The organism is Micromonospora sp. NPDC049204, assembly GCF_040647935.1.
Lineage (GTDB): Bacteria > Actinomycetota > Actinomycetes > Mycobacteriales > Micromonosporaceae > Micromonospora.
In genome coordinates this window covers 169,477-193,749 of record NZ_JBEZDC010000013.1, presented here as the reverse complement: position 1 = coordinate 193,749, position 24,273 = coordinate 169,477, and the positions used below count along the sequence as shown (strand labels likewise).

At 71.2% G+C, this 24,273-nt stretch carries 26 protein-coding genes; 9 read left to right on the top strand and 17 right to left on the bottom strand.

What is annotated here, in order from left to right; translation table 11 throughout:
- Positions 1 to 300: 300 nt before the first annotated feature.
- The gene (locus AB0A90_RS24105; protein ID WP_088951236.1) at positions 301 to 510 is read left to right on the top strand and encodes a PspC domain-containing protein; all 210 of its coding nucleotides are present in this window, start codon (positions 301 to 303) and stop codon (positions 508 to 510) included.
- Positions 511 to 1,095: 585 nt separating this feature from the next.
- On the opposite strand, the gene AB0A90_RS24100 is transcribed toward AB0A90_RS24105, so the two are convergent.
- The 7 genes from AB0A90_RS24100 to pdxH form a co-directional block, all read right to left on the bottom strand.
- Positions 1,096 to 1,944 (bottom strand): DUF4230 domain-containing protein, encoded by an 849-nt coding sequence (locus tag AB0A90_RS24100; RefSeq protein WP_357251923.1) that lies wholly within the window; start codon positions 1,942 to 1,944, stop codon positions 1,096 to 1,098.
- Between the two features lie 99 nt (positions 1,945 to 2,043).
- Positions 2,044 to 3,207 (bottom strand): acyl-CoA dehydrogenase family protein, encoded by a 1,164-nt coding sequence (locus AB0A90_RS24095; RefSeq protein WP_357251920.1) that lies wholly within the window; start codon positions 3,205 to 3,207, stop codon positions 2,044 to 2,046.
- Positions 3,208 to 3,251: 44 nt separating this feature from the next.
- Complete coding sequence (locus tag AB0A90_RS24090) at positions 3,252 to 3,557, bottom strand: type II toxin-antitoxin system VapB family antitoxin (protein WP_357251917.1); 306 nt, start codon at positions 3,555 to 3,557, stop codon at positions 3,252 to 3,254.
- A gap of 191 nt (positions 3,558 to 3,748) precedes the next feature.
- A complete protein-coding gene (locus AB0A90_RS24085) occupies positions 3,749 to 4,351 on the bottom strand; it encodes a nitroreductase family protein (RefSeq protein ID WP_357251914.1) in 603 nt (200 codons plus the stop codon).
- Positions 4,351 to 5,280, bottom strand: coding sequence for an aldose 1-epimerase family protein (locus tag AB0A90_RS24080; RefSeq protein ID WP_357251911.1), 930 nt, complete (start codon positions 5,278 to 5,280; stop codon positions 4,351 to 4,353). Before AB0A90_RS24080 ends, AB0A90_RS24085 begins: the two co-directional genes overlap by 1 nt.
- An 18-nt stretch (positions 5,281 to 5,298) precedes the next feature.
- Positions 5,299 to 6,594, bottom strand: a complete 1,296-nt coding sequence (locus tag AB0A90_RS24075; RefSeq protein WP_357251908.1) for an MFS transporter — start codon at positions 6,592 to 6,594, stop codon at positions 5,299 to 5,301.
- The gene (pdxH, locus tag AB0A90_RS24070) at positions 6,591 to 7,217 is read right to left on the bottom strand and encodes a pyridoxamine 5'-phosphate oxidase (protein ID WP_357252059.1); all 627 of its coding nucleotides are present in this window, start codon (positions 7,215 to 7,217) and stop codon (positions 6,591 to 6,593) included. The genes AB0A90_RS24075 and pdxH overlap by 4 nt, the downstream gene beginning before the upstream one ends.
- 282 nt (positions 7,218 to 7,499) lie before the next feature.
- Between pdxH and AB0A90_RS24065 the strand changes: the two genes are divergently transcribed.
- The 3 genes from AB0A90_RS24065 (at position 7,500) to sepH (ending at position 11,202) form a co-directional block, all read left to right on the top strand.
- Positions 7,500 to 8,606: a citrate synthase 2 gene (locus AB0A90_RS24065; RefSeq protein ID WP_357251905.1), complete on the top strand. Its 1,107-nt coding sequence runs from the start codon at positions 7,500 to 7,502 to the stop codon at positions 8,604 to 8,606.
- 203 nt (positions 8,607 to 8,809) lie between these two features.
- Positions 8,810 to 9,937 (top strand): phosphoserine transaminase, encoded by a 1,128-nt coding sequence (gene serC, locus AB0A90_RS24060; protein WP_357251902.1) that lies wholly within the window; start codon positions 8,810 to 8,812, stop codon positions 9,935 to 9,937.
- Positions 9,938 to 10,122: 185 nt separating this feature from the next.
- The gene (gene sepH, locus AB0A90_RS24055; RefSeq protein WP_357251899.1) at positions 10,123 to 11,202 is read left to right on the top strand and encodes a septation protein SepH; all 1,080 of its coding nucleotides are present in this window, start codon (positions 10,123 to 10,125) and stop codon (positions 11,200 to 11,202) included.
- 144 nt (positions 11,203 to 11,346) lie between these two features.
- Here the strand turns inward: sepH and AB0A90_RS24050 are convergent, their stop codons facing one another.
- The gene (locus AB0A90_RS24050) at positions 11,347 to 12,186 is read right to left on the bottom strand and encodes an alpha/beta hydrolase (protein WP_357251896.1); all 840 of its coding nucleotides are present in this window, start codon (positions 12,184 to 12,186) and stop codon (positions 11,347 to 11,349) included.
- Positions 12,187 to 12,201: 15 nt separating this feature from the next.
- Positions 12,202 to 12,867: a DUF4097 family beta strand repeat-containing protein gene (locus AB0A90_RS24045; protein ID WP_357251893.1), complete on the bottom strand. Its 666-nt coding sequence runs from the start codon at positions 12,865 to 12,867 to the stop codon at positions 12,202 to 12,204.
- A gap of 238 nt (positions 12,868 to 13,105) precedes the next feature.
- Here AB0A90_RS24045 and AB0A90_RS24040 point away from each other — a divergent pair, with 238 nt between their 5' ends.
- The gene (locus AB0A90_RS24040; protein ID WP_357251890.1) at positions 13,106 to 13,918 is read left to right on the top strand and encodes a helix-turn-helix domain-containing protein; all 813 of its coding nucleotides are present in this window, start codon (positions 13,106 to 13,108) and stop codon (positions 13,916 to 13,918) included.
- Here AB0A90_RS24040 and thpR read toward each other — a convergent pair.
- The 5 genes from thpR to AB0A90_RS24015 all read right to left on the bottom strand — a co-directional run bounded on the left by thpR (position 13,888) and on the right by AB0A90_RS24015 (position 18,480).
- The gene (gene thpR / locus AB0A90_RS24035) at positions 13,888 to 14,469 is read right to left on the bottom strand and encodes an RNA 2',3'-cyclic phosphodiesterase (protein WP_357251886.1); all 582 of its coding nucleotides are present in this window, start codon (positions 14,467 to 14,469) and stop codon (positions 13,888 to 13,890) included. The two genes, AB0A90_RS24040 and thpR, sit on opposite strands and share 31 nt — an antisense overlap.
- A 7-nt stretch (positions 14,470 to 14,476) precedes the next feature.
- The gene (locus AB0A90_RS24030) at positions 14,477 to 14,986 is read right to left on the bottom strand and encodes a hypothetical protein (protein WP_357251883.1); all 510 of its coding nucleotides are present in this window, start codon (positions 14,984 to 14,986) and stop codon (positions 14,477 to 14,479) included.
- 95 nt (positions 14,987 to 15,081) lie between these two features.
- Positions 15,082 to 16,365: an MFS transporter gene (locus tag AB0A90_RS24025; protein ID WP_357251880.1), complete on the bottom strand. Its 1,284-nt coding sequence runs from the start codon at positions 16,363 to 16,365 to the stop codon at positions 15,082 to 15,084.
- Between the two features lie 71 nt (positions 16,366 to 16,436).
- Positions 16,437 to 16,886, bottom strand: a complete 450-nt coding sequence (locus AB0A90_RS24020; RefSeq protein ID WP_357251878.1) for a MarR family transcriptional regulator — start codon at positions 16,884 to 16,886, stop codon at positions 16,437 to 16,439.
- A 115-nt stretch (positions 16,887 to 17,001) separates the two neighbouring features.
- On the bottom strand, positions 17,002 to 18,480 hold the full coding sequence (locus AB0A90_RS24015) for an NCS2 family permease (RefSeq protein ID WP_357252056.1): 1,479 nt from the start codon (positions 18,478 to 18,480) through the stop codon (positions 17,002 to 17,004).
- 88 nt (positions 18,481 to 18,568) lie between these two features.
- On the opposite strand from AB0A90_RS24015, the gene AB0A90_RS24010 reads away from it, so the two are divergent.
- On the top strand, positions 18,569 to 18,814 hold the full coding sequence (locus AB0A90_RS24010) for a DUF2530 domain-containing protein (RefSeq protein WP_357251875.1): 246 nt from the start codon (positions 18,569 to 18,571) through the stop codon (positions 18,812 to 18,814).
- A gap of 37 nt (positions 18,815 to 18,851) precedes the next feature.
- Here AB0A90_RS24010 and AB0A90_RS24005 read toward each other — a convergent pair whose 3' ends face one another.
- Positions 18,852 to 19,781, bottom strand: a complete 930-nt coding sequence (locus AB0A90_RS24005) for a DUF3027 domain-containing protein (RefSeq protein ID WP_357251873.1) — start codon at positions 19,779 to 19,781, stop codon at positions 18,852 to 18,854.
- On the opposite strand from AB0A90_RS24005, the gene AB0A90_RS24000 reads away from it, so the two are divergent.
- From AB0A90_RS24000 to AB0A90_RS23990, 3 genes are all read left to right on the top strand, one after another.
- A complete protein-coding gene (locus tag AB0A90_RS24000) occupies positions 19,780 to 21,396 on the top strand; it encodes an MFS transporter (protein WP_357251870.1) in 1,617 nt (538 codons plus the stop codon). The two genes, AB0A90_RS24005 and AB0A90_RS24000, sit on opposite strands and share 2 nt — an antisense overlap.
- A complete protein-coding gene (locus AB0A90_RS23995; protein ID WP_357251867.1) occupies positions 21,393 to 22,043 on the top strand; it encodes a futalosine hydrolase in 651 nt (216 codons plus the stop codon). Before AB0A90_RS24000 ends, AB0A90_RS23995 begins: the two co-directional genes overlap by 4 nt.
- A 321-nt stretch (positions 22,044 to 22,364) precedes the next feature.
- Positions 22,365 to 23,195, top strand: a complete 831-nt coding sequence (locus AB0A90_RS23990) for a 1,4-dihydroxy-6-naphthoate synthase (RefSeq protein ID WP_357251864.1) — start codon at positions 22,365 to 22,367, stop codon at positions 23,193 to 23,195.
- On the opposite strand, the gene AB0A90_RS23985 is transcribed toward AB0A90_RS23990, so the two are convergent.
- Positions 23,156 to 23,542, bottom strand: coding sequence for a cold shock domain-containing protein (locus AB0A90_RS23985; RefSeq protein ID WP_074316242.1), 387 nt, complete (start codon positions 23,540 to 23,542; stop codon positions 23,156 to 23,158). The genes AB0A90_RS23990 and AB0A90_RS23985 overlap by 40 nt on opposite strands.
- Before the next feature lie 27 nt (positions 23,543 to 23,569).
- The gene (locus tag AB0A90_RS23980; protein WP_357251861.1) at positions 23,570 to 24,193 is read right to left on the bottom strand and encodes an HAD hydrolase-like protein; all 624 of its coding nucleotides are present in this window, start codon (positions 24,191 to 24,193) and stop codon (positions 23,570 to 23,572) included.
- Positions 24,194 to 24,273: the final 80 nt, after the last annotated feature.

Below are 24,273 nucleotides of genomic sequence, written 5' to 3'. Positions count from 1 at the left end.
GCAGGGCCGCACCGCGCCGCCGCCCCGCAAGATCGTGCTCGATCCTGGTTCTAGTGGTCTCCCTCCGTCCTCGATGCCCCTACAACCAGGATCGAGCGCGATCTTGCACGGACACCGGGGCGGACGGACGCGGCGGGCGGCGGCGGGCGGGCTCGGAGAGGCGTCAGCGAGGGGCTGCCCGGGTAAAGCACCTACGGGTCCACGGGTCGCCGCTCATCCTCGGGACGGAGGGCGAGGTGGCCACCCCCTTCTACCGTGGATTGCAGACGCGGCGCACCGCCGCAGAGTGGGAGTACGACGATGAGTCGCAAACTGGTCCGGCCCCGCGAGGGGCGCATGCTCGCCGGTGTCTGCGCCGGCCTCGGTCGACGGTTCGGCATGTCCGCCGGGATGGTCCGGCTGCTGTTCCTGCTGTCCCTGCTGCTGCCCGGCACCCAGGTGATCGTCTACCTGGTCCTGTGGGTGCTCATGCCGAACGAGGACCGCTACCTGGCCTCCACCCAGCACTGACGCTCGCCGCACACCGCCCCATCGGCCCCACATCGCGTTCGGAAGGCCACCACAACCACGTTGTGGTGGCCTTCCGCGAAGCCGAAGCCCGCCGGTCTCCAAGGTTGGCGCGCCGCGCCGACCCACCGACGCCCTCCAAAACGCCACCCCAACCCGCCTCACCCAGGCCGTGCGGCAGCAACTTCGGTGAAGTTGCTGCCTCACGAGCGGCGGAGGTAGCACCATCCCTGAAGTTGCGCGGATCTTGAGCATGGGGGGTCGGGAACAGGCGGAGACGAGGCACGCCCGCCCACGGGCACACCCACGCCCACCCGGCCCCACGGCCACGCCCGCCGGCCCACGCCCCTGCCCGACCCACGCCCCCATGCCCGGCCCCGGCGCACAGGGCATTCCCCGACGGATGCCGTCGCGGCCCACCTGTAGATCCACTCGACATTGCTGATGGCGGGGTGTCCGTGGCATCGGGACACCCCACTTCTGCTGATGTCGAGTGGATCATGGCGAGGGCGGGCGGTGATGGAACAAAGCGCGACGCCCGCTCCGACGGACATCGGGGCGGGCGCTCGGCACTACGGAATTGGCAGGTCAGGGGGCCGTGTAGGTAACGGTGACCTGCTCATAGCCAAGGGATCGCAGCAGCCCTTCCAGCATCTTGCGGGTGTTCTCCTCGGCGCGGGCGGAGAGCCCGCTGTCCCGGGCGGCGGCGGTGATCCGTTCCTCGGCGAGCTGGTAGATCTGCTGCTGCCGGTTGGGGTCGTTGCCGACCAGGTCACCGAGCCGGTTGAGCAGACCACGCTGCTCCGCGAAGACGTAGCTCTTCTCCATGTCGAGATTGGTCTCGCCGAGCTGCGGCGCGGGCAGCTTGATCTCGACGGACTTGCCGTCGGCGGACCGGACGATGGCACCGTCACTGATCTTGGTGAAGTCGACGTACGCCTCGATGCTCCCGGCGCCGACGAACAGGGTGCGCTCGTTGAGCAGGAAGTCCGGCACGTTGCGCCTGTCGTTCTGGGTGTCGACGACGACCTGGAAGTTGCCCTCCGCGGCCACGTAGCGGCTGAGGTCCTGGATCGACTTCAGCAGCGGTGGCTGGCTGCGGTCGGTCTGCTCCTTGGCGAACGGGTTGCGGAACTCCGGCAGGAAGCCGGTCGCCTGGATGCCGAGCAGCACCACCACGGCCAGCGCGGCGGCGCCGAGCAGCAGGAGCAGGCCGCGAGCGGCCCCACCACCACCGCCGTCGCCACCGGCCGTCGGGCCACCGGGAGGACCGGCCGGAGGGCCACCGGGCCCACCCGGGCCGCCAGCACTTCCAAAGCCGCCCGGTGTATCGGTGGTCGGCTCGGGTGTAGCGGTCGACCGCTCCCGGAGATCGTCGCCGGTCGGGTAACCGGGGAACTCCCTCGTGGGCTCGTTGTTGCCAGCGTCGCGGGTCATCACGCTCACCGTCCTCGTCAGACACGTCGTCTGCCGATGACGGTACGGCCCCACTGCGACAGTCGCGCGTTGAGCGCCGGGACTGCGGATTCGGGCAGGTCAGGCGAACGCGGAGAGGCCGGTGAGCCGTTGCCCGACGACGAGCTGGTGGATCTCGGAGGTGCCCTCGTACGTCAGCACGCTCTCCAGGTTGTTGGCGTGCCGCATGATCGGGTATTCGCCGGAGACGCCGTTGGCGCCGAGGATGGTCCGGCACTGCCGGGCAATGGCCAGGGCCTCGCGGACGTTGTTCAGCTTGCCGACGCTCACCTGCTCGGGCCGCAGCCGGTGGGTGTCGGCGAGCCGGCCCAGGTGCAGCGCGAGAAGTTGCCCCTTCATCAGCTCGACGGCCATGTCGGCGAGCTTGGCCTGGGTGAGCTGGAAGCCGGCCAGCGGGCGGCCGAACTGGGTGCGGGTGGTGGCGTACGTCAGGGTGGTTTCCAGGCAGTCCCGAGCGGCGCCGATCGCGCCCCAGACGATGCCGTAGCGGGCTTCGGTGAGGCAGCTCAGCGGCGCCTTGAGTCCGACCGCCTCGGGTAGTTGGGCGTCCGCCGGGAGGCGGACGTCGTCGAGCACGATCTCGCCGGTCACGGACGCGCGCAGCGACATCTTGCGGCGGATCTCCCGGGCCGTGACACCTGGCGTGTCCATGGGTACGGCGAACCCGCGCACGCCCTCGTCGGTGCGCGCCCAGATCACCGCGACGTCGGCGATCGGCGCGTTGGTGATCCACATTTTCCCGCCGGTGAGCAGCCAGTCGTCGCCGTCGCGGCGGGCCCGGGTGGTCATCGAGGCGGGGTCGGAGCCGTGGTCCGGTTCGGTCAGGCCGAAGCAGCCGATCGCCTCGCCGGTGGCCATCGACGGGAGCCAGCGTTGCTTCTGCTCCTCGCTGCCGTAGCGCCAGATGGCGTACATGGCGAGCGAGCCCTGCACGCTGACCAGGGAACGGAGGCCGGAGTCCCCGGCTTCCAGCTCCTGGCAGGCGAGTCCGTAGGCGACCGCGGACGCGCCGGCGCAGCCGTAGCCGCTCAGGTGCATGCCGAGCAGGCCGAGCTTGCCGAACTCGCGGGCCAGGTCCCGGGCGGGCACCTGACCGTCCTCGTACCAGTCGGCGATGTGCGGACGCACCCGGTCGTCGACGAGTTGGCGGACGACGTCGCGGATCTGCCGCTCCTCCTCGCTGAGCGACTGGTCCAGGTCGAGCAGATCGAGCGGAGCGGTCATGGACGCCACCTTAACGAAGGTTCAGCGCGCGGAAGAAGGGCTCGTCACTCGATCGGTTCCGCGAGCACCAGCACCCGAGCGTGGATCTGGTTGCGCTGCTGGAGGGCGGCGCGCAACGCGCGGTGCAGCCCGTCTTCCAGGTAGAGCCCGCCGTTCCACTGCACGACGTGCGGAAAGAGGTCGCCGTAGAAGGTGGAATCCTCGGCGAGAAGCTTGTCCAGCGCCAACTCGCGCTTGGTGGTGATCATCTGATCCAGGCGCAGCGGACGGGGCGGGATCTCCGCCCACTGCTTCAGGGTCAGGTTGTGCTCCGGGTAGGGACGCCCGTCCCGGACCGCTCTGAAGATCACGACGGCACGCTCCCCTCCCCGTGGCCGGGCCGACCGACAGCGCCGAGCCGGGCCGCGGCGGGCACCGCGCGGCGCGGCACCGATGATGACCGTGCCAGCCTAGCCGCCCATTGCTCGCAGCGTTCTGCTCCCTGATGTCAGTTTCGCTACCGGTCGTCCGATCCTCAACCGGACGAACGGGACACTCCCCCTCAGCTCCACCTGCCGCGGCGGACAACCTCGTCCACGCCACGACGCCCACGGCGCAGCGATGGTGACCGATGGTCGGGTGCCCGGTAACCGATTGTGACGGCACCGATGGGTTGGTACTCGGTCGGCACCCCGAACGCGTCCCGGTAGCTGGCCAGCCGCTGCGGCGCGATGCCGAAGAAACAGGCCCCCAACCCCTCGTCCACGGCGGTGAGCAGCATCAGCAACGCCGCGAAGCCGGTGTCCACGTGCCAGTACGGCACCGGCCAACGATCGGTGGACCGGTCCGTCCAACCCTTGTCCGGCTCGGCGTACCGTCGCAGGTAGGCCGACTCGTTCGCGTGCGGCACCACGATCAGCGGTGCCCGGCGCATCCCGGCCAGCCAGCGCTCCCGTCCACCGCCGTCCGGGGTGGTGGCCGCCCAGAACCGCTCCCGGTCGGCCGGCTCCTCCAGCACCAGGAAGCCCCAGCCCTGGGCGAAGCCGGCCGACGGGGCACGGATCGCGTGGTCGAGCAGCCGGTCCACCACGTCGGGCGGGACCGGACGGTCCGGGTCGTAGTTGCGCACCATCCGCCGACGCCGGACGACCTCGGCGAACTCCATCAGGCCCCGGGCCGGATGCCCCAGGCACCCCGCCAGGTCGTGCCGGGCTTGAGCGTGAGCAGGTCCCTTCCCGACCGGAACGCGTCCGGAGGGCAGGTCATCGGCTCGATCGCCACCGAACGGCGGTGCCGCACACCGGTGAGCGCGTCCCCGGTGAACACCTGCCACCAGCCGAACTCCGCATCGGCCCAGATGCTCACCCCGGCCGAGGAGTCCGGGGCGGACAGGCTCACCGACGAGCCGCCGTCGGCGTCGCGGATCACCTCGCCGAAGCACAGGTCGAGCTCGGCGGCACCGATCCGGCGCGGGCTGGTCCAGTCGTACTCGGTGCTGGCCACCGGCGTCGCGCCGATCGGCAGCAGCCGGCCGTCGACGAGCATCCGGGTACGGGCCGGCAGCCGCATGACCAGGTCGTCGACCGCGACACCCGGCAGTTGCAGGTACGGGTGCACGGAGAAGCCGAACGGCGCCGACTCGCCACCGATGTTCGTCACCTCGTGCTCGGCGCGCAGCCCGTCCGCGCCGACGCTCCACCGGCTGACCAGCCGCAACGGCCACGGGTAGCCGGGCTGCGGCGGCAGGTCGTAGCCGAGGGTCACGGCGTCCGCCGACTGCTCCAGCAACTGCCACGGCACCCAGTTGACCAGCCCGTGGATCGCGACGTGCCGCTCCGGCTCGGTCAGCGGGAGCTGGTGCGTCCGCTCGCCGAACGGGTAGCGGCCATCGCGGATCCGGTTCGGCCAGGGCGCCAACACCTGTCCGGCGCAGCCGGGGCAGACCTCGTCGGTCTGGTAACCGTCGACCAGGTCGACACCGTCGTGCCGGTACGTCCGCAGCCCACCACCCACCTCCACGATGACGGCCTCGTGGCCGGCGGCGGAGATGGTCCACTGGGCGCCGGAGAACGCGCGCTGCTCGGGGCTTTCCATGTCGGCGACCCTAACCGGTCACGTCCGGTCGCCGCTCGACCCCGCCGCCCGGTAGCGCAGCAGCGCCGGGAACGCGACCGCGAGCACCACGACGAGCACCGCCGAGGCGAGTCCGCCGGCCACCCAGGCCACCCCGCCGCCGAACCCGGCGGCCATCGTTCCGGCCCGCAGATCGCCCAGCCGAGGACCACCGGCCACCACTACCGTGTTGACGCCCTGGAGCCGGCCGCGCATCCGGTCCGGTGCGTAGACGAGCATCATCGACTGGCGCAGCACCGCGCTGACCAGGTCCGCGGCCCCGGCCACGGCGAGCAGGAGGACCATCAGCCAGAGCTGGTGGGCGAGCCCGGCCGCGGCGATCGCGACTCCCCAGGCGACCACCGCGACCACCAGGCCGAGGCCCTGCCGGCGGAGCCGGCCGATCCAGCCGGAGGTCAACCCACCGATCATCGAACCGATCGCGATGGCGCTGTAGAGCAGGCCGACAGCTCCACCGCCGCCGAACCTCTCGTGGGCGATCTCCGGGAAGAGCGCGCGGGGCATGGCGAGGATCATCGCGATCAGGTCCACCCCGAAGGACAGCAGCAGCACCGGCGTCGTGGCCAGGTAGCGGAATCCGTCGACCACACTGGCCAGGCCGGCGCGGCGGCGCTCCCCGTCGGCGGTCGGCTCGGGCGGCAGCGCGGGCAGGCGCAGCGCCGCCCAGAGCATCGCGGTGAACAACACCGCGTCCACCCCGTACGCGATGGGCAGCACGACCGTGGTGTCGGCCGAGGCGGAGAGGATCAGGCCGGCGGCGAGCGGGCCGGCGACCGAGGCCGCCGTGAAGGTCGTGTAGTTCAGGGTGCTGGCGGCCGGCACCAGGTCATCCGGCACCAGGCGGGGCAGCATCGCGCTGCGGGCCGGCGAGGTGATCGCGAACGCCACCGACTGCAACGCCATCAACGCCAGCAGCAGCACCGGGCTGCCCACGTTCAGCAGGGCCTGGACCAGCAGCCCGAGGGTGGACGCCCAGAGCAGGACCGACCCGCCGAGCAGCACGGCACGGCGGTCGTGGGCGTCGGCGACCGCGCCACCCCAGAGCCCGAAGATCAGCAACGGTACGAAGGCGGCCACGCCCAGCAGGCCCACCCAGAACGAGTCCCGGGTCAGGGCGTACATCTCCACCGGCACCGCGACGGCGGTGAACTGGAACCCGAACATCGCCACGGTGTTGCCGAGCCAGAGCCGCCGGTACGCGGGCACCCGCAGCGGACGTACGTCGATCGCCCAGCGGCGCGCCCCGCGCGGCCGGGCCTCCCGCACACCCGTCACGGCGCCAACCGCTCGACGGTCCAGCCACCCTCGTCGAGGCGGAAGCGGAGCCGGTCGTGCAACCGACCGGCCCGGCCCTGCCAGAACTCCACCGACTCGGGTCGGACCCGCAACCCACCCCAGTGCGGCGGGATCGGGATCTCCGCCTCGTCGGCGAACCGCTCGGCCACCTCCCGGTAGCTCTCCTCCAGCGCCGCCCGGTCCGGCACCACGTGGGACTGCGGGCTGGCCCAGGCGCCCAGTTGGGAGCCGCGCGGTCGGCTGGCGAAGTACGCCGCGCTCGTCGCGCGGTCGACCGGCTCGACCTGCCCGGCGACCACCACCTGCCGCTGCATGGGAAACCACGGAAAGACCAGGCTGGCGTACGGGTTGGCGGTCGCCTCGACGCCCTTGCGGGACAGGTGGTTGGTGAAGAAGACGAAGCCGTCCGGGTCGTACCCCTTGAGCAGCACCGTCCGACCGCTCGGCCGGCCGGCCGGGTCCGCGGTGCCCAGCACCATCGCGTTCACCTCGGGCAGCCCGAAGGCCACCGCGTCGGCGAACCAGGTGCCGAACTGCGTGTGCCAGTCGGCGGCCAGGTCAGCTTCGGTCAGGCCCAGGTCCGCGGCGTACTCGTTACGCATCGCGGCCGGGGCTGGTGTGTCGCCCGTCACGTCCCCACTCCTTATCGGCAGGTCCGGCGGCGCCCTCCCGCGCTGGCCAGCCCGCACCGCCCAGTCTCACCGAGTCCGGCGGAGAATGCGCGTCCGGGGATGTCGCGTGCAGCACAGTCGCCGTGGGTCGCGTATCCGGTCACTCAGCAGGCAAGATGTTGCGAACACATACCTGATGGTCGCCTAGAGGGCGCTCGGCCGACCGGGCCGGATGAACCGACCGGGCGCACCGACCAGATCCAGGAGAGCGACATGGCCGATTTCAAACCCGGGCTGGAGGGCGTCGTCGCCTTCGAGACCGAGATCGCCGAACCTGACCGTGAGGGCGGTGCGCTGCGCTATCGCGGAGTCGACATCGAGGATCTGATCGGCCAGGTGTCGTTCGGCAACGTGTGGGCACTGCTGGTCGACGGCCGGTTCGGGCCGGGCCTGCCGCCGGCGGAGCCGTTCCCGGTGCCGGTGCACTCCGGTGACATCCGCGTCGACGTGCAGTCCGCAGTCGCCATGCTGGCCCCGTACTGGGGTCTCAACCAGCTGTTGGACATCTCCGACGAGCAGGCCCGCGAGGACCTCGCCCGGGTTTCGGTGACCGCGCTCTCCTTCGTCGCCCAGTCGGCTCGGGGCCTCGGCCTGCCGGCGGTGCCGCAGAAGGAGATCGACAAGGCGCAGACCATCGTCGAACGGTTCATGAAGCGGTGGCGCGGCGAGCCCGACCCGCGGCACGTCAAGGCCGTCGACGCGTACTTCATCTCGGCCGCCGAGCACGGCCTGAACGCCTCCACCTTCACCGCCCGCATCGTCGCCTCCACGGGAGCGGACGCGGCGGCCTGCATCTCGTCGGGCATCGGCGCCCTCTCCGGCCCGCTGCACGGTGGCGCGCCGTCCCGGGTGCTCAGCATGCTGGAGGCCGTGGAGCGCAGCGGCGACGCGGAGGGCTACGTCAAGGGCGTGCTCGATCGCGGCGAACGGCTGATGGGCTTCGGCCACCGGGTCTACCGGGCCGAGGACCCGCGCGCCCGCGTGCTCCGCCGCACGGCCAAGGATCTGGGAGCGCCGCGCTTCGAGATCGCCGAGGCGCTGGAGAAGGCCGCGCTCGCCGAGTTGCAGGCCCGCCGCCCGGACCGGGTGCTGGCCACCAACGTCGAGTTCTGGTCGGCCGTCGTGCTGGACTTCGCCGAGGTGCCCGCGCACATGTTCACCTCGATGTTCACCTGCGCGCGGATGGGCGGTTGGAGCGCGCACGTCCTGGAGCAGAAGCGCCTGCAGCGGCTGGTCCGCCCGTCCGCCCGCTACGTCGGCGCGGAGCCGCGCAAGCCGTCCGGCGTCGAAGGCTGGGCCGCCATTCCGCACGGCGTCTGACCGGTCGCGAAGGGTCCCTCCACCACGTCTGGCGTGGCGGAGGGGCCCTTCCGTGCGTCTACCGGTGGGCGCCGTCGAGGTGTGGCGAAGGACTCAGCCCCGCCCTCGGGGGCCCGGCTTCCACCGATGGGTCCGAGTGCGAGGATGAGGGCCGGCAGTGTCGCCGGGCCCGCCCTCGCCCTTGCGGAAGGATCTTCAAGACCGTGGCTGACGCACCGACCATCCGGATTCCCGATGACCTCAAGCCCGCCGACGGACGTTTCGGCTGCGGCCCGTCCAAGGTCCGCCCCGCGGCGGTATCCGCACTTACCGAGGTCGCGACCAGCTACCTGGGCACCTCGCACCGGCAGAAGACGGTCCGCGACCAGGTGGCCCGGCTGCGCTCCGGCATCGCGGAGTTCTTCTCGCTGCCCGAGGGTTACGAGGTCGTGATCGGCAACGGCGGCACCACCGCGTTCTGGGAGGTCGCCACCTTCGGCCTGGTTCGCGACCGGGCCCAGTTCGCCAGCTTCGGCGAGTTCGGCGCCAAGTTCGCCAAGTCGGTGAAGGACGCGCCGTTCCTCGGTGAGCCGACCGTTCGCAAGGCCGAGGCCGGCAGCGCACCGACCCTGCTGGCCGAGTCCGGCGTGGACACCTACGCGACTCCGCAGAACGAGACGTCGACAGGCGTGGCCGTCCCGATCAGCCGGGTTGCCGGGGCGGACGACGGCGCATTGTTGCTCGTCGACGCGACCTCCGGCGCGGGTGGCCTGGACGTCAACGTCGGCGAGACCGACGTCTACTACTTCGCTCCGCAGAAGTGCTTCGGCTCCGACGGTGGTCTCTGGCTGGCTCTGATGTCACCGGCCGCGCTGGACCGTGCCGCCGAGATCAAGGCGTCCGGGCGCTACATCCCCGCCTTCCTCGACCTGGCCACCGCGATCGACAACTCGCGGCTGGAGCAGACCTACAACACCCCGGCGCTGGCCACCATCTTCCTGGCCGCCGAGCAGACCGACTGGATGAACGCGCAGGGTGGCCTGGCCTGGGCGGCCAAGCGCACCGCCGAGAGCGCCGCCACGGTGTACGGCTGGGCGGAACGGTCCAGCGTGGCCACCCCGTTCGTCACCGACCCGGCACTGCGTTCCAACGTGGTCGCCACGATCGACTTCGCCGACGGGGTGGACGCCACCGCGATCGCGAAGGCGCTGCGCGCCAACGGCATCGTGGACACCGAGCCGTACCGCAAGCTCGGCCGCAACCAACTGCGGATGGCGCTGTTCCCGGCAATCGAGCCTTCGGATGTCGAGGCGTTGACCGCGTCCATCGACTACGTCGTCGAGCGACTCTGACGTTCGTCACGGTCGGTGTTCGTGGGGGCCTTCACGGACACCGACCGTGATCATCGTTGCAGCTCAGTCGCGACATGCGGGGTGTCGCTTCCCCCACCCCGAGACAGATGCGCGTACGGTGGTCCGAGACGCCTGGGTGGCCGACTCGTGGCGTGCGGCCAGCGAAGCGGGACGGAGGCAACGCTATGCGCCCAGTACGCTTCGTCGCCCTCTCCGAGGACGGCCATGCCCTGGTTCTCGCCGACGAGGTCGGGCGGTTGCTCGCCCTGCCGATCGACGACCGGATCTCGGGTGCGCTGCACGCCGAGCCCGGCGCGCCGCCGCTGCCGGCGGCACCGGCCGCCGCCGACCCGATTCCGTCCCTGTCCCCTCGGGACATCCAGGCTCGCATCCGCTCCGGTGAGTCCGCCGAGGATGTCGCCCGGATCGCCGGCGTGCCGGTCGACCGGGTGCTGCGCTATGCCGGCCCGGTGCTCCAGGAGCGGGCGATGCTCGCCCAGCACGCCCGCCGCACCCGCCTCAAGGGAGCGGAGAAGCCCACCCCGCTCGCCGAGGTGGTCAACGGTCGGCTGAGCCAGCACGGCATCGACACCGAGAAGATCTCCTGGGACGCGTACCGGCGGGACGACGGCACCTGGCGGATCATCGCCACCTGGCCGTCGGGCAAGGCCACCGCACAGGCCATCTGGGATCTCGACAAGACCCGGCAGTCGGTCGCCCCGCACGACGACATGGCGCAATATCTGTGCGCCGAGCGGCCCGTGCCGATCCTCGGCCAGGAGCCGGCACCGGAGCGGAGCGGGCACGGCCTGCCCGGTCCCTCGCGCGGCGAGCCGAGCCGTGGTGGGCACGGGTTGCCGGCGGCGTCCGAGCATCCGCGCCCTGGCCGGGACCCGATCCGGGCCGGGCGGGACGCGCTGCTCGCCTCACTGGACCGTCCGCTCGGTGCCTCGTCGGGTCGTGGCCTTGAGCCGCGTACCCCGGCTGCTCTTGCCGGTTCGGACGCGCCTCGCCAGCGGCCGGTCGGCGGGGGTGCCGCCGCGCTGCTCGGCGGCGGCCAGGGGTCGGCCTTCGACGACGACTCGGACGCGCCCAAGGAGGTGCCGGCCGTGCCGTCGCTGGCGGTGCTGCGGCCCCGCCGCACGGGCGCGGCGGCAGCCGCCGGTGGCGAGTCGACCGACGCCAACGGCAAGCCGCGTAAGCGCCTGCCGAGCTGGGACGACGTGCTCTTCGGCAGCGGGCCGGCCGCACGCGAGTCTTCCTGACCCTGCGCGTCGACGGGTGGTGAACGGCCCCCGTCGACGCAAGGCAGGGCGGTGTCGGGTCACCTGATCCGTCGCACATCTTGGCCAAACAGCGATAGGCGTTAGCTGGCCTAGCTGCCGCCCAGGAAGTGCTGGCCTCGCCCACTACAGCAGACCATCTCGCGAGCTCCCCGCCGCCTGGTCGAGGGCGGCGACCTCGCGTACGGCCTGGGCGATGGCCGAGAAGTCCTTCTTGAGGATCGCACCGTGGTTGCTGGCGACCTTCGCGGCGATCTGGATGCTCGGGTTGCGGACGGTCACCGCGTCGAGGCTGGCGCGGATCTTCTCCTGCTCGTCACCGCGACTGCCCAGGGACGTGCCGGAGGCGACGACGTAGCGCACCGGCACGGTTATGCCGTCCAGCACGGGGCCCAACTCCCGCTCACGCGATAGTTTGCCTAGCTCGATGTTGCTGTCCGCCATCTGTTCGGCATTCATCCGCGGGGTCAGACCGGTCGGGCGCAGCAGCGGCATGAACAGGTTCATCCGTCGGAACATCTTCCGGATCCGCTGCTCCATGGCCTCGTCGAGCCAGTCGTGCGGGAACGCGCCGTCGACCAGGACCGCACCGAGAGCCCGCTCCGGGTTCCGGTTGGCCCAGTGCGCCCCGACCACCGCCCCGTAGGACCAGCCCACCACCAGTGCGCGGTCTACCTTCCTGGCGGCGAGGACGGCATCGACGTCGCGGACGGCGGCCTCGAAGGAGTAGTCCGTCGAGCGCTTCGACTGTCTGCCGCGAGCCCGTTCGTCGTAGGTGATGTGCCGCCAACCGGTACCAAGGTCGGCGATGACCCGACGCCAGTACCCCTGGGTGGCGAACTGACCGTTGAGGTAGAGCAGGGGGACACCGGGACCGCCGGTGTCGGTGACGGCCAGGGCGGTGTCGTCGACCGGCACCAGGCCGGTCCACGCCGAACTGGTCGCGGACATGCTGTTGTTCGTCATCGTGTTCCGTCCTGTTCAGAGGCTGCGGGCGGCGATGTCGCCGCGGGAGGTGATGGCGCGGATGTCGAGTGCGGTGGTGCCGTCGTTGCGGAGGGCGTTGCTGACCCGGCCGTGGCCGGTGCCGGCGTCCAGCGCGGCCGAGACGCCAGCTGCGGCGGCGATCGAGATGTCGCCGGACTGGGTCGTCAGCACGACGCTGCCGCGCACGGCCTCGGCGATCCGGATGTCGCCCCTCGCGGTGCTGATCTCTGCGGGGCCGTTGAGCCGGCCGACCTCGACGTCGCCGTCGATCGCGGTGAGGCGGACGCTCGCCGCCTCGTCGATCTTGATTTGCCGGTACGCCCCCTCGAAGGCGATGTCGCCGAGTCGTCCGACGCCGCGCAGCTCGGCACTGGCGGTCCTGGCTTCGACGTGGGAGCCGGCGGGCAGCTGGACGGTGACCTCCAGAGATCCGGATGGGCCGATGAGCGAGTTGCTGGGGGCCGCTGCCGTGATCCGCAGAACGCCGTCGGCGTACGTGACGGTGGCCTGTTCGGCCGCCCTGGTGTCGCGGCTCTTGGCCGGGTCGGTGGGCAGGATCTCGACGGTGGTGTCGACGCGGTCCGCGGCGATGAGCTGGATGCGCCCGGCGGGGATGTTCAGGATGGCGGAGATCGGGGCGGGGGTGTCGAACGTCTTCATCATGGTCTCCGGTGCTCGCGCGTTGTTTCTGATACCGGAAACGCTACGTTGCTTTCCAAAGTCAGACAACCAGATCGTTGCGTTGTTGATAAGAAACAGCAGTTCAGAGCCCGTTTATCATTGCACTGACCCTGCTGGATAATGCAACGGGCGATGTGCCCATGTTGCAATGGACTGAAAGTGAACGCTATGGTGAAGGGGCCACAAGGCCGCCACGAAGGATCACCAGGGAGGTCAGATGCCGGGAGGCCGACTCACCCAGCAGGAACGCCAGCAGATCGCCCTGGGGCTGGCCGACAGCCTCCCCTACGCAGAGATCGCCCGACGTCTCGACCGACCCACCTCGACGATCACCCGCGAGGTGATGCGCAATGGCGGCCCGCTGGGCTACCGCGCCGACCTGGCTCACCGCGCCACCGAACGCCGCGCCCACCGTCGCAGGCCTGCCTCCTCCCGCCCGACGGGAGCGGCCCTCCCGCAGCACGGACGCGACGCCGAGGCCGTGGCCGAATACGAGGAGACGTTCACCGCCGTTCTCATGGCGTCGGGTCTGAACAAGATGGGGGCCCGTGTGTTGACCTGCCTGTTCACCACCGACGCGGGCACCCTCACCGCGTCCGAGCTCGCCCAGCGCCTCCAGGTCAGCCCGGCGTCCATCTCCAAGGCGATAACTTTTTTGGAGGGCCAGAGCCTGGTCCGCCGCGTACGCGACGAACGCCGCCGCGACCGCTACGTCGTCGACAACGAGCTCTTCTACCAGGCCACGATCGCCAGCGCCCGAGCCAACGACCAGCTCGTCGCCACCGCGCGGCAGGGCGTCGCCCTCCTCGGTGCGCACACCCCGGCCGCCGCCCGCCTGGAGAACATCGCCCGCTTCCTCGACTTCATGAGCGAGAGCATCGTCCGCGCCGCCGAACAGGCCCGCGAAGTCCTCCACAGCGGACCCGAGCCTGCCGCCGCCCAACCGATCTCGGAGCAGGGGCAGGCGCCCGTGCGGGTCGTCCCGCCGACGGCACCGGATCAGAGCGGCCAGGCGGCGAGCCGGTCGTAGCGCGAGCCTCGGGAGTCGAGCTGGCTGCGCATCAGCAGCAGCTCGCTCACCTGCCACTCCGGTCCCCGGTAGTCGTCCAGGTCGGCCCGGTCGGCCTCGACGTCGGCCGGGTCCATCCGATCACCGGGCCGGGCCACGGTCAGGTGTGGGCGTAGCGGCCTGGCGTCGTACGGCAGCCGGACCTGCCGCAATCGGGACCGGACCAGCCCGGCCAGCACGTGCAGCGCCTCGACCTCGCCGCGCAGGCCCACCCAGAGCACCGTCGACCGGCCCTGACCGAACCGGCCACCGCCGCCGAGGCTGAGCCGGGGCAGGGAGTGCCGGCCGTCGCGGAACCACTCGGCGGCCAGCCCCAGCGCACTCTCCACCTCGACCAACCGGGCCGCCTCGACGTCGCCGAGGAAGGCCACTGTGACGTGTAGCTGAGCCGGATCGGCGAGCCGGACGTTGGTGCCGGCGGCGGACGCCGCGCCGACCCGTAGCCGCGCGACCTGCGCGCCGAGGTGGTCGACCAACTCGGAGGGCGGGTAGACCGCGACGAAGAGCCGCAACCGTCGCTCAGCGGTGCCGTTGCCGGTGCCCGGCTCGGGCCGCCGGGAGGGCCAGCCCGGCGGCGTGCAGCACACCCTCCACCCGGACCCGCTCGATCTCCTGGTCGACGCCCTCCAGGTCGGCGAGGTGTTCGTCGATGCCGAGGGCGCGGCAGGCCAGCCGGAGCCGGTCGTCGTACGCCTGTAGGAGCGCGCCATGCCAGACCATCGACCGCCCGCTGCCGCCGAGCCGCTGACCGCCGAGGCGGCGCAGGTCGGCGGCGAGCTGCTCCAGGGGGCGACGGTCGACCCGGTCGAACGCGCTGAGGTCGATGTCGCGGGTCAGCGCGTCGGCCTCGACAGCCCGGTCCAGTCGGGCGATGGTGCGCTTCTCCCGTCGGCCCTCCCGCCACTCGGACCAGCCGCAGACGACCCGGTCGAGGATCTCGTCATAGCAGAAGAGCAGGGCGAATGCCGCCGGCAGGCTGGCGACGGCAAGGAACGCCAAGGCCAGCACCAGCGCGCGTCCGACTCCCACGTATCGACGCTAAGCCCCGCCGTGCCGAGTCGCCAGCGATTTGGCCGCATCCGCACAATCCGATCAACACGACGCGGTCCGAGTGGCGGTAAACCTCAGCAGTCGGCGGAGGTCACGTAGAAGCGGGGCATCGGGAGTACCCGGAAGCGAAGCCGGGCGCCGGAGCGACGCAGCTGCCAGGTGAGGGCGATCAGCGCGGCGGCCAACGAGATCAACGCACCCATCCAGATGCTGGCGCCGGCACCGAAGTGCTCCGCGACCCAGCCGATGAGCGGCGCGCCGACCGGGTTGGTGCCCAGGAAGACGAGCACCCACAGGGACATCACCCGACCCCGGAAGGCCGCATCCACACCCAACTGAACCCGCTGGTTGGCGGCCTGGGCGAAGAAGACCATGAAGAAGCCGGTCGGCACCAGCAGCACCACGACCAGCCAGTACGCCGACGCGAGGCCGACCAGGGTGCCGAAGCTGGCGCAGGCGATCGCGGCGCCGAGCACCAGCCAGACCGACGGGCGACTGCGCCGGCCGGTGCCACTGAGCGCACCGCCGAGCGCGCCGACGGCAAGCGCCGTGCTGAACAGGCCGAAGGAGGCGGCACCGGTGTGGAAGACCGTCTTCGCCAGGGCGGCCAGGGTGAGCTGGAAGTTGAAGAGCGACATGCCGATCACCGACATGACCGCCATCGGCAACAACAGGTCGGGTCGACGCCAGACGTACCGCAGCCCGTCGATGACCCGTGCGGACGCCCGTTCGTCGCGCGGCAGCAGGGCGTCGCGCTCTAGCTCGGCCGTCCGCATCCGGACGACGTTGACCAGGGGCGCGATGGAGCTGACGGCGGTGAAGAGGAAGACCGGGCCGACGTCGAACGCGGCGATGGCCAGGCCGGCGACGGCCGGTCCGACGATCCGGGCCGAGTTGAACACTGCGGCGTTCAGCGACAGCGCGTTCGGCAGCAGGGGTGTGCCGACGAGTTCGGAGACGAACGCCTGGCGGACCGGGGTCTCCACGGCGTTGGCCGTGCCGAGCAGCGCCGCGAAGGCGAAGACGTGCCAGAGCTGCACCAGGTCGGTGAGGACCAGCAGGGACATGCCGAGCGCCAGCAGGCTCCAGAAGGCGTTGGCGACGAAGAGCAGCACCCGCTTGTCGTAACGGTCGGCCAGCCGGCCGGAGAGCAGGGTGAGCAGCAGCACCGGGGTGAACTGGCAGGCGGTCACCACGCCGAGCGCGGTGGCCGAATTGTTGGAGAGGTCGAGGACGAGCCAGTCCTGGGCGATGAACATCATCCAGACGCCGATCAACTTGATCAGCTGCCCGGATGCGAAGAGCCGGTAGTTGCGAACCTGTAGGGACTGGAACATCGTGCTCAGCTTGGCCTGCACTCTTGGTGCGCCTCCTCGGACGTACGCGTCATCGACAGGTGACGGCACGGCCCGGTGGGGCTGAGTGCGGCTCAGGCGCGAGCGAGCTGCTGGAGAATCTCGGCGGCCCTCTGCAGGGTCTCCCGTTCGTCCTCGTCCAGCGCGGCCAGCCGGTGGGCCAACCATTCGTCGCGGGCCCGCTCGAACTGGTCGAGCACGGCGTGCCCTCCCTCGGTCGCCGCGAGGATGACCTGCCGACCGTCGGTCGGATGGGGTGTCCGCCGCACGAGGCCGCGGTCCTCCAACTTCCCGACGATCTTGGTCATCGTCGGTGGCTGCACCCGCTCGACGTCGGCCAGTTCCCGGGGGGTCATCGCACCCGCCAGCCGCAGGCTGGTGAGCGCGGAGACCTGGGTGACCGTGAGGTCCCCGACCGGTCGGGCCTGGCGGACCCGCCGGTTGAGTCGGGTGATCGCATCACGCAACTGGGGGGCCAGCTGCGCCGGTGGCACGCGTTTCGCCGTCACCGTCCGCTCCGTCACAGTAGTTAGCTTAACTAATGAGCATGGCTAACGACATCGGTTATGACCAGGCTCACGAGGAGGTCAGTGCTGTTCCGGGCGGGGAATCCCGTTCGACTCCCCGCCCGGACACACGTCAGAGCACGAGCGATTCGATGGGTCCACGCAGGAAGTACAGCACGAACAGCGCGGCCACCCCGTACAGCAGCGGGTGGACCTCCCGGGCCTTGCCCCGCACCAGCTTGAGCACCACGAAGGTGATCAGGCCGGCACCGATCCCGTTGGAGATGGAGTAGGTGAACGGCATCAGCACGATCGTGAGGAACGCCGGGATGGCGATCTCGTAGTCGGACCAGTCGATCGTCCGGACCGCGGTCATCATCAGGAAACCGACCACCACCAGGGCCGTCGAGGCCGCCTCGAACGGCACGATCACCACCAGCGGCGCGAGGAACATCGCCAGCAGGAAGAGCACGCCGGTGACCAGGCTGGCCACGCCGGTCCGGGCACCCTCCCCGACACCGGCGGCACTCTCGATGTACGACGTGTTGCTGGAGGTGCTGGCCGCACCACCGGCCGCCGCCGCGATCGAGTCGACGAGCAGGATCTCCTTGGCCCGGGGCGGGGTGCCCTGCTCGTCGAGCAGGCCGCCCTCCTGGCCCACCGCCACCATCGTGCCCATGGTGTCGAAGAAGTCGGTGATCAGCAGCGTGAAGACGAACATCAGCACGACGACCCAGCCGGCCCGCCCCCACGAGTCGAGCACGTTGAACTTGCCGAGCAGCGACAGGTCCGGCAGGTCGACCACCGTCTTCGGCAACTCCGGCACGTTCAACGCCCAGCCCTTGGGGTTGGGCTTCCCGTCCACGAACGACGGGCCGATGTTGCCGATCGCCTCCACGATCACCGCGAGCACGGTGGAGGCGAGGATGCCGATCAGGATCGCGCCCTTCACCCGGCGTACCAGGAGCACCAGGGTGATCAGCAGACCCACCACGAAGACCAGCAGCGGCCAGCTCACCAGCTTGCCGCCGATGCCCAGGCCAACCGGGACCGTGGTGTTGGCGGCGTCCGGGAGCCGCCGGACAAAGCCGGCGTCCACCAGACCGATGATGGTCAGGAAGAGCCCGATACCGACCCCGATCGCGGTCTTCATCTGTGTCGGCACCGCACGGAACACGGCGGTCCGCAGACCGGTCAGCACCAACACCGCGATGATCACACCTTCGATCACCACCAGGCCCATCGCATCGGCCCAGGTCATCTCGGGAGCGATCTCGTACGCGACGAGCGCGTTGACACCCAGACCGGCGGCGAGCGCCAGCGGGAATCGGCCGACCACACCCATCAGGATCGTCATCAGGCCGGCGACCAACGCGGTCCCGGCAGCCAGCGCGGCAATCGGCAGGGTCTTGCCGTCACCGTCGACGGCACCACCCAGAATCAGCGGGTTGAGCACCACGATGTACGCCATCGTGAAGAAGGTCGCCAGGCCGCCGCGTACCTCACGGCTCAGCGTCGAGCCACGGGCGGAGATCTCAAAGAACCGGTCGAAACTGTTACGCGGATGAGCGGGGTTGGGAGGTGTGCCGGTCTCGGGCGGCGCTACTGCCATCAGGTCCTCGCAGGTGATCTTCCGGTTGTCGCGCGCATCGTCCCAGATCACCAGCGGGCAGGGGAAGTGGATCGCGTACGCTTGCCGAATGCCGAACGAGCAGCCGCCGCGGCCGGCACCACTGGACCCGCCGATGGTGCCGTTCGCTCTCGCCGGGTTGGTCGCCTGGGCGGTGGCCGGGCTGGTCCTGCTGATCTTCTTTCGGGGCTGGTTGACCGACCACGGTCATCAGAACTGGCTCTGGACCTGCCTCGCCGGTTTCCTGTGGGGCTTCCCGGGCCTCGCCGTGATGCTGCGGCACGACGCCAACCGCCGCCGCCGTCGCGCGAACTGACCTGGCCACCACGCCCGGGTCACCCGGGCGCGAACGCTCAGGAGTGCCCGTACGGCTCCGCCGGCTCGGTCGCCTCCACCGAGCCCGGGGCGCGACTGACCGACATGGCCTCCACCGCGCTGTCGTCGTACACCGTCGGTAGCTCTTCGACGGCGGTCTCGGCCGCCTCGATGAGCGTCTCGGAGTGGGCGCCGCAACCGTGGTCGGCGCTCACCACCCGGCCGTCGTCCGGTGCGTAGAAGTTGCCACACGCCCCGAACGCCTGCCGCATCGCGCCAGCCAGCGGCAGGTAGAACCCGCAGGTGCCGCAACGGGCAGCGGCCGGCGCGGCGGTGGAGATGGGCGCGGCGGGGCCGTGGTCGCCGTCATACCAGCGCTGCGCCGCCTCGATGCGGCCCTCGCGGGAGAGCACGCGCGCCCGCCCGAGGCCCAGCTCCCACGCCGTCTCCTCGACCGCCGGGTCGTCGGAGAGCAGGTAGCCGGGGACCAGTCGATCGTCATCCGGCGCGCTGGGCAGCAGGTCGCCCGGACCCAGGTCGCCCGGCTTGAGCCGCTCCTGCCAGGGCAGCCAACCGGGCGCGAGCAGCGCGTCCGGGCCGGGCAGCAGCACCGTCTCGCAGATGGTCACGGTCTTGCTGCGCGACACCCGGGTGACGGTGACCGCCCACCGCCAGCCGCGATAGCCGGCGAGGAGGCACTCGAAGTAGTGGGTGACCAGGCGTTCGCCTTCGGCCACGACCTGCAGGTGGTCGCCGACGTCGTCGGTTTCCACCTCGGTGATGCCAGCGCGGGCCACCTCGACGGCGGCGGCGCAGACCTGGTCGAGACGGGCGGCACGGGTGGAGGCGGGCCTGGTCACCTGACCATTGTTCCCCATGCGCCCCGCAGGGGTGACAGTGACTCCCGGGGAACCTTTCCCCGCGGTGGTGCGGCGTACCCGGATCAGATGGGCGAGGATGGTGCACATGCCGTCGTACTCCCGCTCCGGGCGATCCGTCCTCGGGCGAACCGTCGGCACCGGCATTCGCGCCATTCGCCTGCTGCTGCGTGGTTCGGTGGGCAGCGGCCGCTGGGTGACCAGGCGGGCCGGTCGGGCCCGGACCCGGGGTGCTGGCGGCGAGGTCGGCATGGTTCGCCTGTTCGACCTGCACGCGGTCTCCTGTGCCGGTGACACGCTGATCGCCATCGGCCTGGCCGGGACGATCTTCTTCAACGTCCCGCTGGGCGAGGCCCGCAGCAAGGTCGCGCTCTACCTGCTGGTGACCATGGTGCCGTTCGCCATGCTCGCTCCCGTGGTGGGCCCGCTGTTGGACCACTTCCGGCACGGTCGCCGCTACGCGCTGGCCGCCACGATGCTCGGCCGCGCGTTCCTGGCCTGGTTGATCTCCGACTACATCCACGGCTTCGGGCTCTATCCGGCCGCGTTCGGGGTGCTCGCCCTGTCCCGGGCGTACGGGGTGGCCCGCTCCGCGGCGGTGCCCCGGTTGTTGCCGGAGGGGCTCGGCCTGTCCCAGGTGGGTGCCCGGGCCAGTGTCTACGGCACGGTCGCGGGTGCGCTGGTGGCGCCGATCGGGTTGGCCGCGTTCTGGTTCGGCCCGCAGTGGCCGCTGCGCGTCGCGTCGGTGATCTTCCTGATCGGCATGGTGATCTCGCTCCGGTTGCCGCCGAAGGCCGACTCGGAGCCGCCGGAGCGGGTCCCCCGGCCGCTGCGCCGGCTGGGTGGACACCGCGGCGACCGGCCACTGGGTCGGGGGCGGCCCGCCGGCCGGCTGGTGATCGCCACCCTGATCGGTTCCGCGACGCTACGCGCGGTGTACGGCTTCCTGCTGCTCTTCCTCGCCTTCGCGATCAAGAAGGGCGACCTGACCACCGTGGCGTTCGGCCGGGATCTGGGTGCCGAATGGGCGTTGGGGCTGGTCGGCGGCGCGCTCGCGGTCGGTACCTTCCTGGCCACCGCCGTCGGCACCCGGCTGCGCATCCACCGACCGACCGCCATCCAGTCCAGCAGCATGATCATCGTGGCAGGAGTGGCGGTGCTCACCGTCATCCAGTTCTCGCTGGTGATGGTCGCCCTGCTCTGCCTGGTCGCGGCGTTGGTCAGCGGTATCTCGAAGCTGGCCGTGGACGCCTCGATCCAGGAGCGCATCCCGGAGCGGCTGCGAGCGAGTTCCTTCGCCCACTCCGAGACGGCGCTGATGCTCGCCTTCGTCGCCGGCGGCGGGCTCGGCCTGGTGCCGTTCGACGGTCGGGTGGGTATCGCGGTGGCCGCCGGCGTGGGCGTCCTGGCCGCGATCCGGGGTGTGCTGGTCGCCGCCCGACTGCGCGGCGAGAAGCTGGCCGGCCGACCACTCGGCGACGACGAGCTGACCGAGGACGAGCTGACCGAGGACGAGCCGGCCGACGAGCCCGGGGACTCCACGCCCACCTCGCCCGCACCGGCGCAGAGCAGCTCCCCGTCGTACGAGGATCCGAGCCTGGCCCCGCCGGGCTACCACATCTACCGGCCGTCCTCCGCCGTCGGCGGCCCGGGTGGCGGCGCCGACGAGGAGACACGCCGCGAGTCCCCCGGCTCGCTCTCGTGACCGGTCTGCTGGTGGTGACGGCGGTACCAGCCGAGGCGGACGCGGTCCGCGCCGGGCTGACCGACCCGACCGTGACCGTCGCCCCGGTCGGTGTGGGTCCGGCCGCCGCCGCGGCCGCCACCGCACGCCTGCTGGTGCTGGCCGAGGCCGCCGGACGGCCGTACCGCGCGGTGGTCAGCGCCGGCGTGGCCGGTGGCTTCACCGGCCGGGCCGAGGTCGGCGCCACGGTGCTCGGCACCGCAAGCGTCGCGGCCGACCTGGGCGCGGAGTCACCTGACGGTTTCATCCCCGTCGACGAGTTGGGCATGCCACTCGCGCTGCTCGGTACCGGCAGCGTGGTGCCGGCCGACCCGGACCTGCTGGCCGCACTGCGGGCCGCCCTTCCGGGGGCCACGGCTGGCCCGGTGCTCACGGTCAGCACGGTCACCGGCAGCGCCGCCAGCACCGAAGGGCTGCGCCGCCGGCATCCGGAGGCAGTCGCCGAGGCCATGGAGGGGTACGGCGTGGCGGTCGCCGCAGCGCAGGCCGGCGTGCCGTTCGCCGAGCTGCGTACCATCTCCAACCCGATCGGCCCCCGCGATCGCGACGGCTGGCGCCTGCGCGAAGCCCTCACCGCCCTCACGGCGGCGGCCCCGGCGCTGCGCTGAGCCCACCTGTGGATAACCCTGTGGACAGTGGCCCTGGCGCTGTGTACATCCCTTCGTCAGCACCTGTAGAGCCGCTCCGCCAATGGGGCAAGAAGGTGCACCTCGCCAGCACGGCACGGCACGGCACGGGCGAACGGCCGGACCACGCTGATGCCGGTGAGTCATCTTGATGACTCACCGGCATCAGGCTCGATGGAGATACGGCACGGGCACGGGTATGGCCACGGCACCGCACCTTGCGGACAAACGGCGAGTGCCCGACAGATCACAGGCACCAGACCGCGCCGACCGAACGCTCGGGGGCAGGGCTAACGTGGGGCCGTGGCGCTCTCTCTGGCGATCTCGCCCTGCCCCAACGACACGTTCGTCTTCCACGCCCTGGTCCACGGGCGGGTGCCCGGCGCGCCGCCGGTCGAGGTGACGTACGCCGACGTGGACGTCACCAACACGGCGGCCGAGCGGGGCGCGTTCGACCTGGTGAAGGTGAGCTTCGCGGCGCTGCCCTGGCTGCTCGACGACTACCACCTGCTGCCCTGCGGCGGTGCACTCGGTCGCGGCTGCGGCCCGCTGGTGCTCACCAAGGGCGACCGCACCGACCTGACCGGTGCCACGGTGGCGGTGCCGGGCGACCGGACCACCGCGTACCTGCTGTTCCGGCTCTGGTCGGCCGGACGGCCGCCGGCCCGGATCGAGGTGGTCCCGTTCCACGAGATCATGCCGGGCGTCGCGGCGGGCCGCTACGACGCGGGGCTGGTCATCCACGAGGCCCGGTTCACCTACCACCGGCACGGCCTGACCGCCCTGGTCGACCTCGGCGAGTGGTGGGAGGCCGACACCGGGCTGCCCATTCCCCTCGGCGCGATCCTGGCCCGCCGCGGCGCGGTGGACCCGGAGGCCGCGGCCGGCTGGGTCCGCGAGTCGGTCCGCCAGGCCTGGGCGGACCCGGCGGCCAGCCGGGAGTACGTGCTGGCGCACGCCCAGGAGATGGAACTCGACGTGGTGGACCGGCACATCGGCCTCTACGTCAACGAGTTCACCGCGGACCTGGGCGAGGCCGGTTTCGCCGCGGTGGCGGCACTGCTCGACCGAGCCGCCACCGCCGGCCTGGTGCCTCAGACCTCCAGCTCGCGGGCGACCGCGTGGACGAGCTGAGCGATCTTCTGCGCCGCCTTCTTGTCCGGGTACCGACCGCGGCGCAGGTCCGGCTGGACCTTCGCCTCCAGCACCTTGATCATGTCTTCGACGAGGCCGTGCAGCTCCTCGGCCGGCCGACGGCGCAACTCCGCCATCGACGGCGGCGCGTCCAGCAGCTTGACTCCCATGGCCTGCGCGCCCCGGCGACTGTCCACCACACTGAAGTCGACCCGCTGGCCACCCTTGAGGTCGGTGACACCCGCCGGCAGCGCACCCTTGGGCAGGAACACGTCGCCGCCCTCGTCACTGGTGACGAAGCCATATCCCTTGGCCGTGTCGTACCACTTCACTCGACCCGTAGGCACCTGAAAACCCCTGCTTCACTTGAGCCGCTACTGCTCCAAGGCTAGCTGGATCATGCCGTCGAGCGCCGCCGGGAATTCGGTGAGATCGTCCAGCACCACATTCGCCCCGGCCGCGCGCAGCTCATCGTGGGAGCACGGGCCGGTCGCGACACCGATGCCGGGCACCCCGGCGGTCGCCGCCGCGACCATGTCCGCGACGTGATCGCCGACGTAGTGGGTGGCCTGGTGTTCCCGTAGGGCCTTCGCCTTCTGCTCGGCGAAGAGGTCACCGGCCAACTCGTCGACCGCGAGGCCCAGGTGGTCCAGGTGCAGGCGGGCCAGCCGGCCGATCTTGGACGTGACGACAAGCACACGTCCGCCCCGGGCGCGGATCGCGTCGATGGCCTCCCGCGCGCCCGGCAACAGGACAGAAGGAGTGATCGCGTACGCCGGGTACAGCTCGCGGTACACCCGCACGGCCGACTCGACCTGCTCCGGCGGGAACCAGTGCGCGATCTCGGTACGCAGCGGCGGCCCGAGCCGCGACACCGCCAGGTCGGCGTCCACCGGCACACCGGTCCTCGCCGTCAGCGCCCGATAGGCCGCGGCGATGCCGGGGCGGGAGTCCACCAGGGTCATGTCGAGGTCGAATCCGACGGTCAGTGCGGGCATGTCGAGAAACCTACCCGGCGACCCCCGGTCGGCCGGACGTCCGAGGGGCGCGGAAGCCCACTGCCGGGCTAGCGTGGAAA

Bases quoted from the DNA above. Each gene is read 5' to 3' on its own strand.
- AB0A90_RS24105 (WP_088951236.1), top strand. From the start codon at position 301: ATGAGTCGCAAACTGGTCCGGCCCCGCGAGGGGCGCATGCTCGCCGGT.
- AB0A90_RS24100 (WP_357251923.1), bottom strand. From the start codon at position 1,944: ATGACCCGCGACGCTGGCAACAACGAGCCCACGAGGGAGTTCCCCGGT.
- AB0A90_RS24095 (WP_357251920.1), bottom strand. From the start codon at position 3,207: ATGACCGCTCCGCTCGATCTGCTCGACCTGGACCAGTCGCTCAGCGAG.
- AB0A90_RS24085 (WP_357251914.1), bottom strand. From the start codon at position 4,351: ATGGAGTTCGCCGAGGTCGTCCGGCGTCGGCGGATGGTGCGCAACTAC.
- AB0A90_RS24080 (WP_357251911.1), bottom strand. From the start codon at position 5,280: ATGGAAAGCCCCGAGCAGCGCGCGTTCTCCGGCGCCCAGTGGACCATC.
- pdxH (WP_357252059.1), bottom strand. From the start codon at position 7,217: ATGCGTAACGAGTACGCCGCGGACCTGGGCCTGACCGAAGCTGACCTG.
- AB0A90_RS24065 (WP_357251905.1), top strand. From the start codon at position 7,500: ATGGCCGATTTCAAACCCGGGCTGGAGGGCGTCGTCGCCTTCGAGACC.
- sepH (WP_357251899.1), top strand. From the start codon at position 10,123: ATGCGCCCAGTACGCTTCGTCGCCCTCTCCGAGGACGGCCATGCCCTG.
- AB0A90_RS24050 (WP_357251896.1), bottom strand. From the start codon at position 12,186: ATGACGAACAACAGCATGTCCGCGACCAGTTCGGCGTGGACCGGCCTG.
- AB0A90_RS24045 (WP_357251893.1), bottom strand. From the start codon at position 12,867: ATGAAGACGTTCGACACCCCCGCCCCGATCTCCGCCATCCTGAACATC.
- AB0A90_RS24040 (WP_357251890.1), top strand. From the start codon at position 13,106: ATGCCGGGAGGCCGACTCACCCAGCAGGAACGCCAGCAGATCGCCCTG.
- AB0A90_RS24015 (WP_357252056.1), bottom strand. From the start codon at position 18,480: ATGGCAGTAGCGCCGCCCGAGACCGGCACACCTCCCAACCCCGCTCAT.
- AB0A90_RS24010 (WP_357251875.1), top strand. From the start codon at position 18,569: ATGCCGAACGAGCAGCCGCCGCGGCCGGCACCACTGGACCCGCCGATG.
- AB0A90_RS24000 (WP_357251870.1), top strand. From the start codon at position 19,780: ATGCCGTCGTACTCCCGCTCCGGGCGATCCGTCCTCGGGCGAACCGTC.
- AB0A90_RS24005 (WP_357251873.1), bottom strand. From the start codon at position 19,781: ATGTGCACCATCCTCGCCCATCTGATCCGGGTACGCCGCACCACCGCG.
- AB0A90_RS23980 (WP_357251861.1), bottom strand. From the start codon at position 24,193: ATGCCCGCACTGACCGTCGGATTCGACCTCGACATGACCCTGGTGGAC.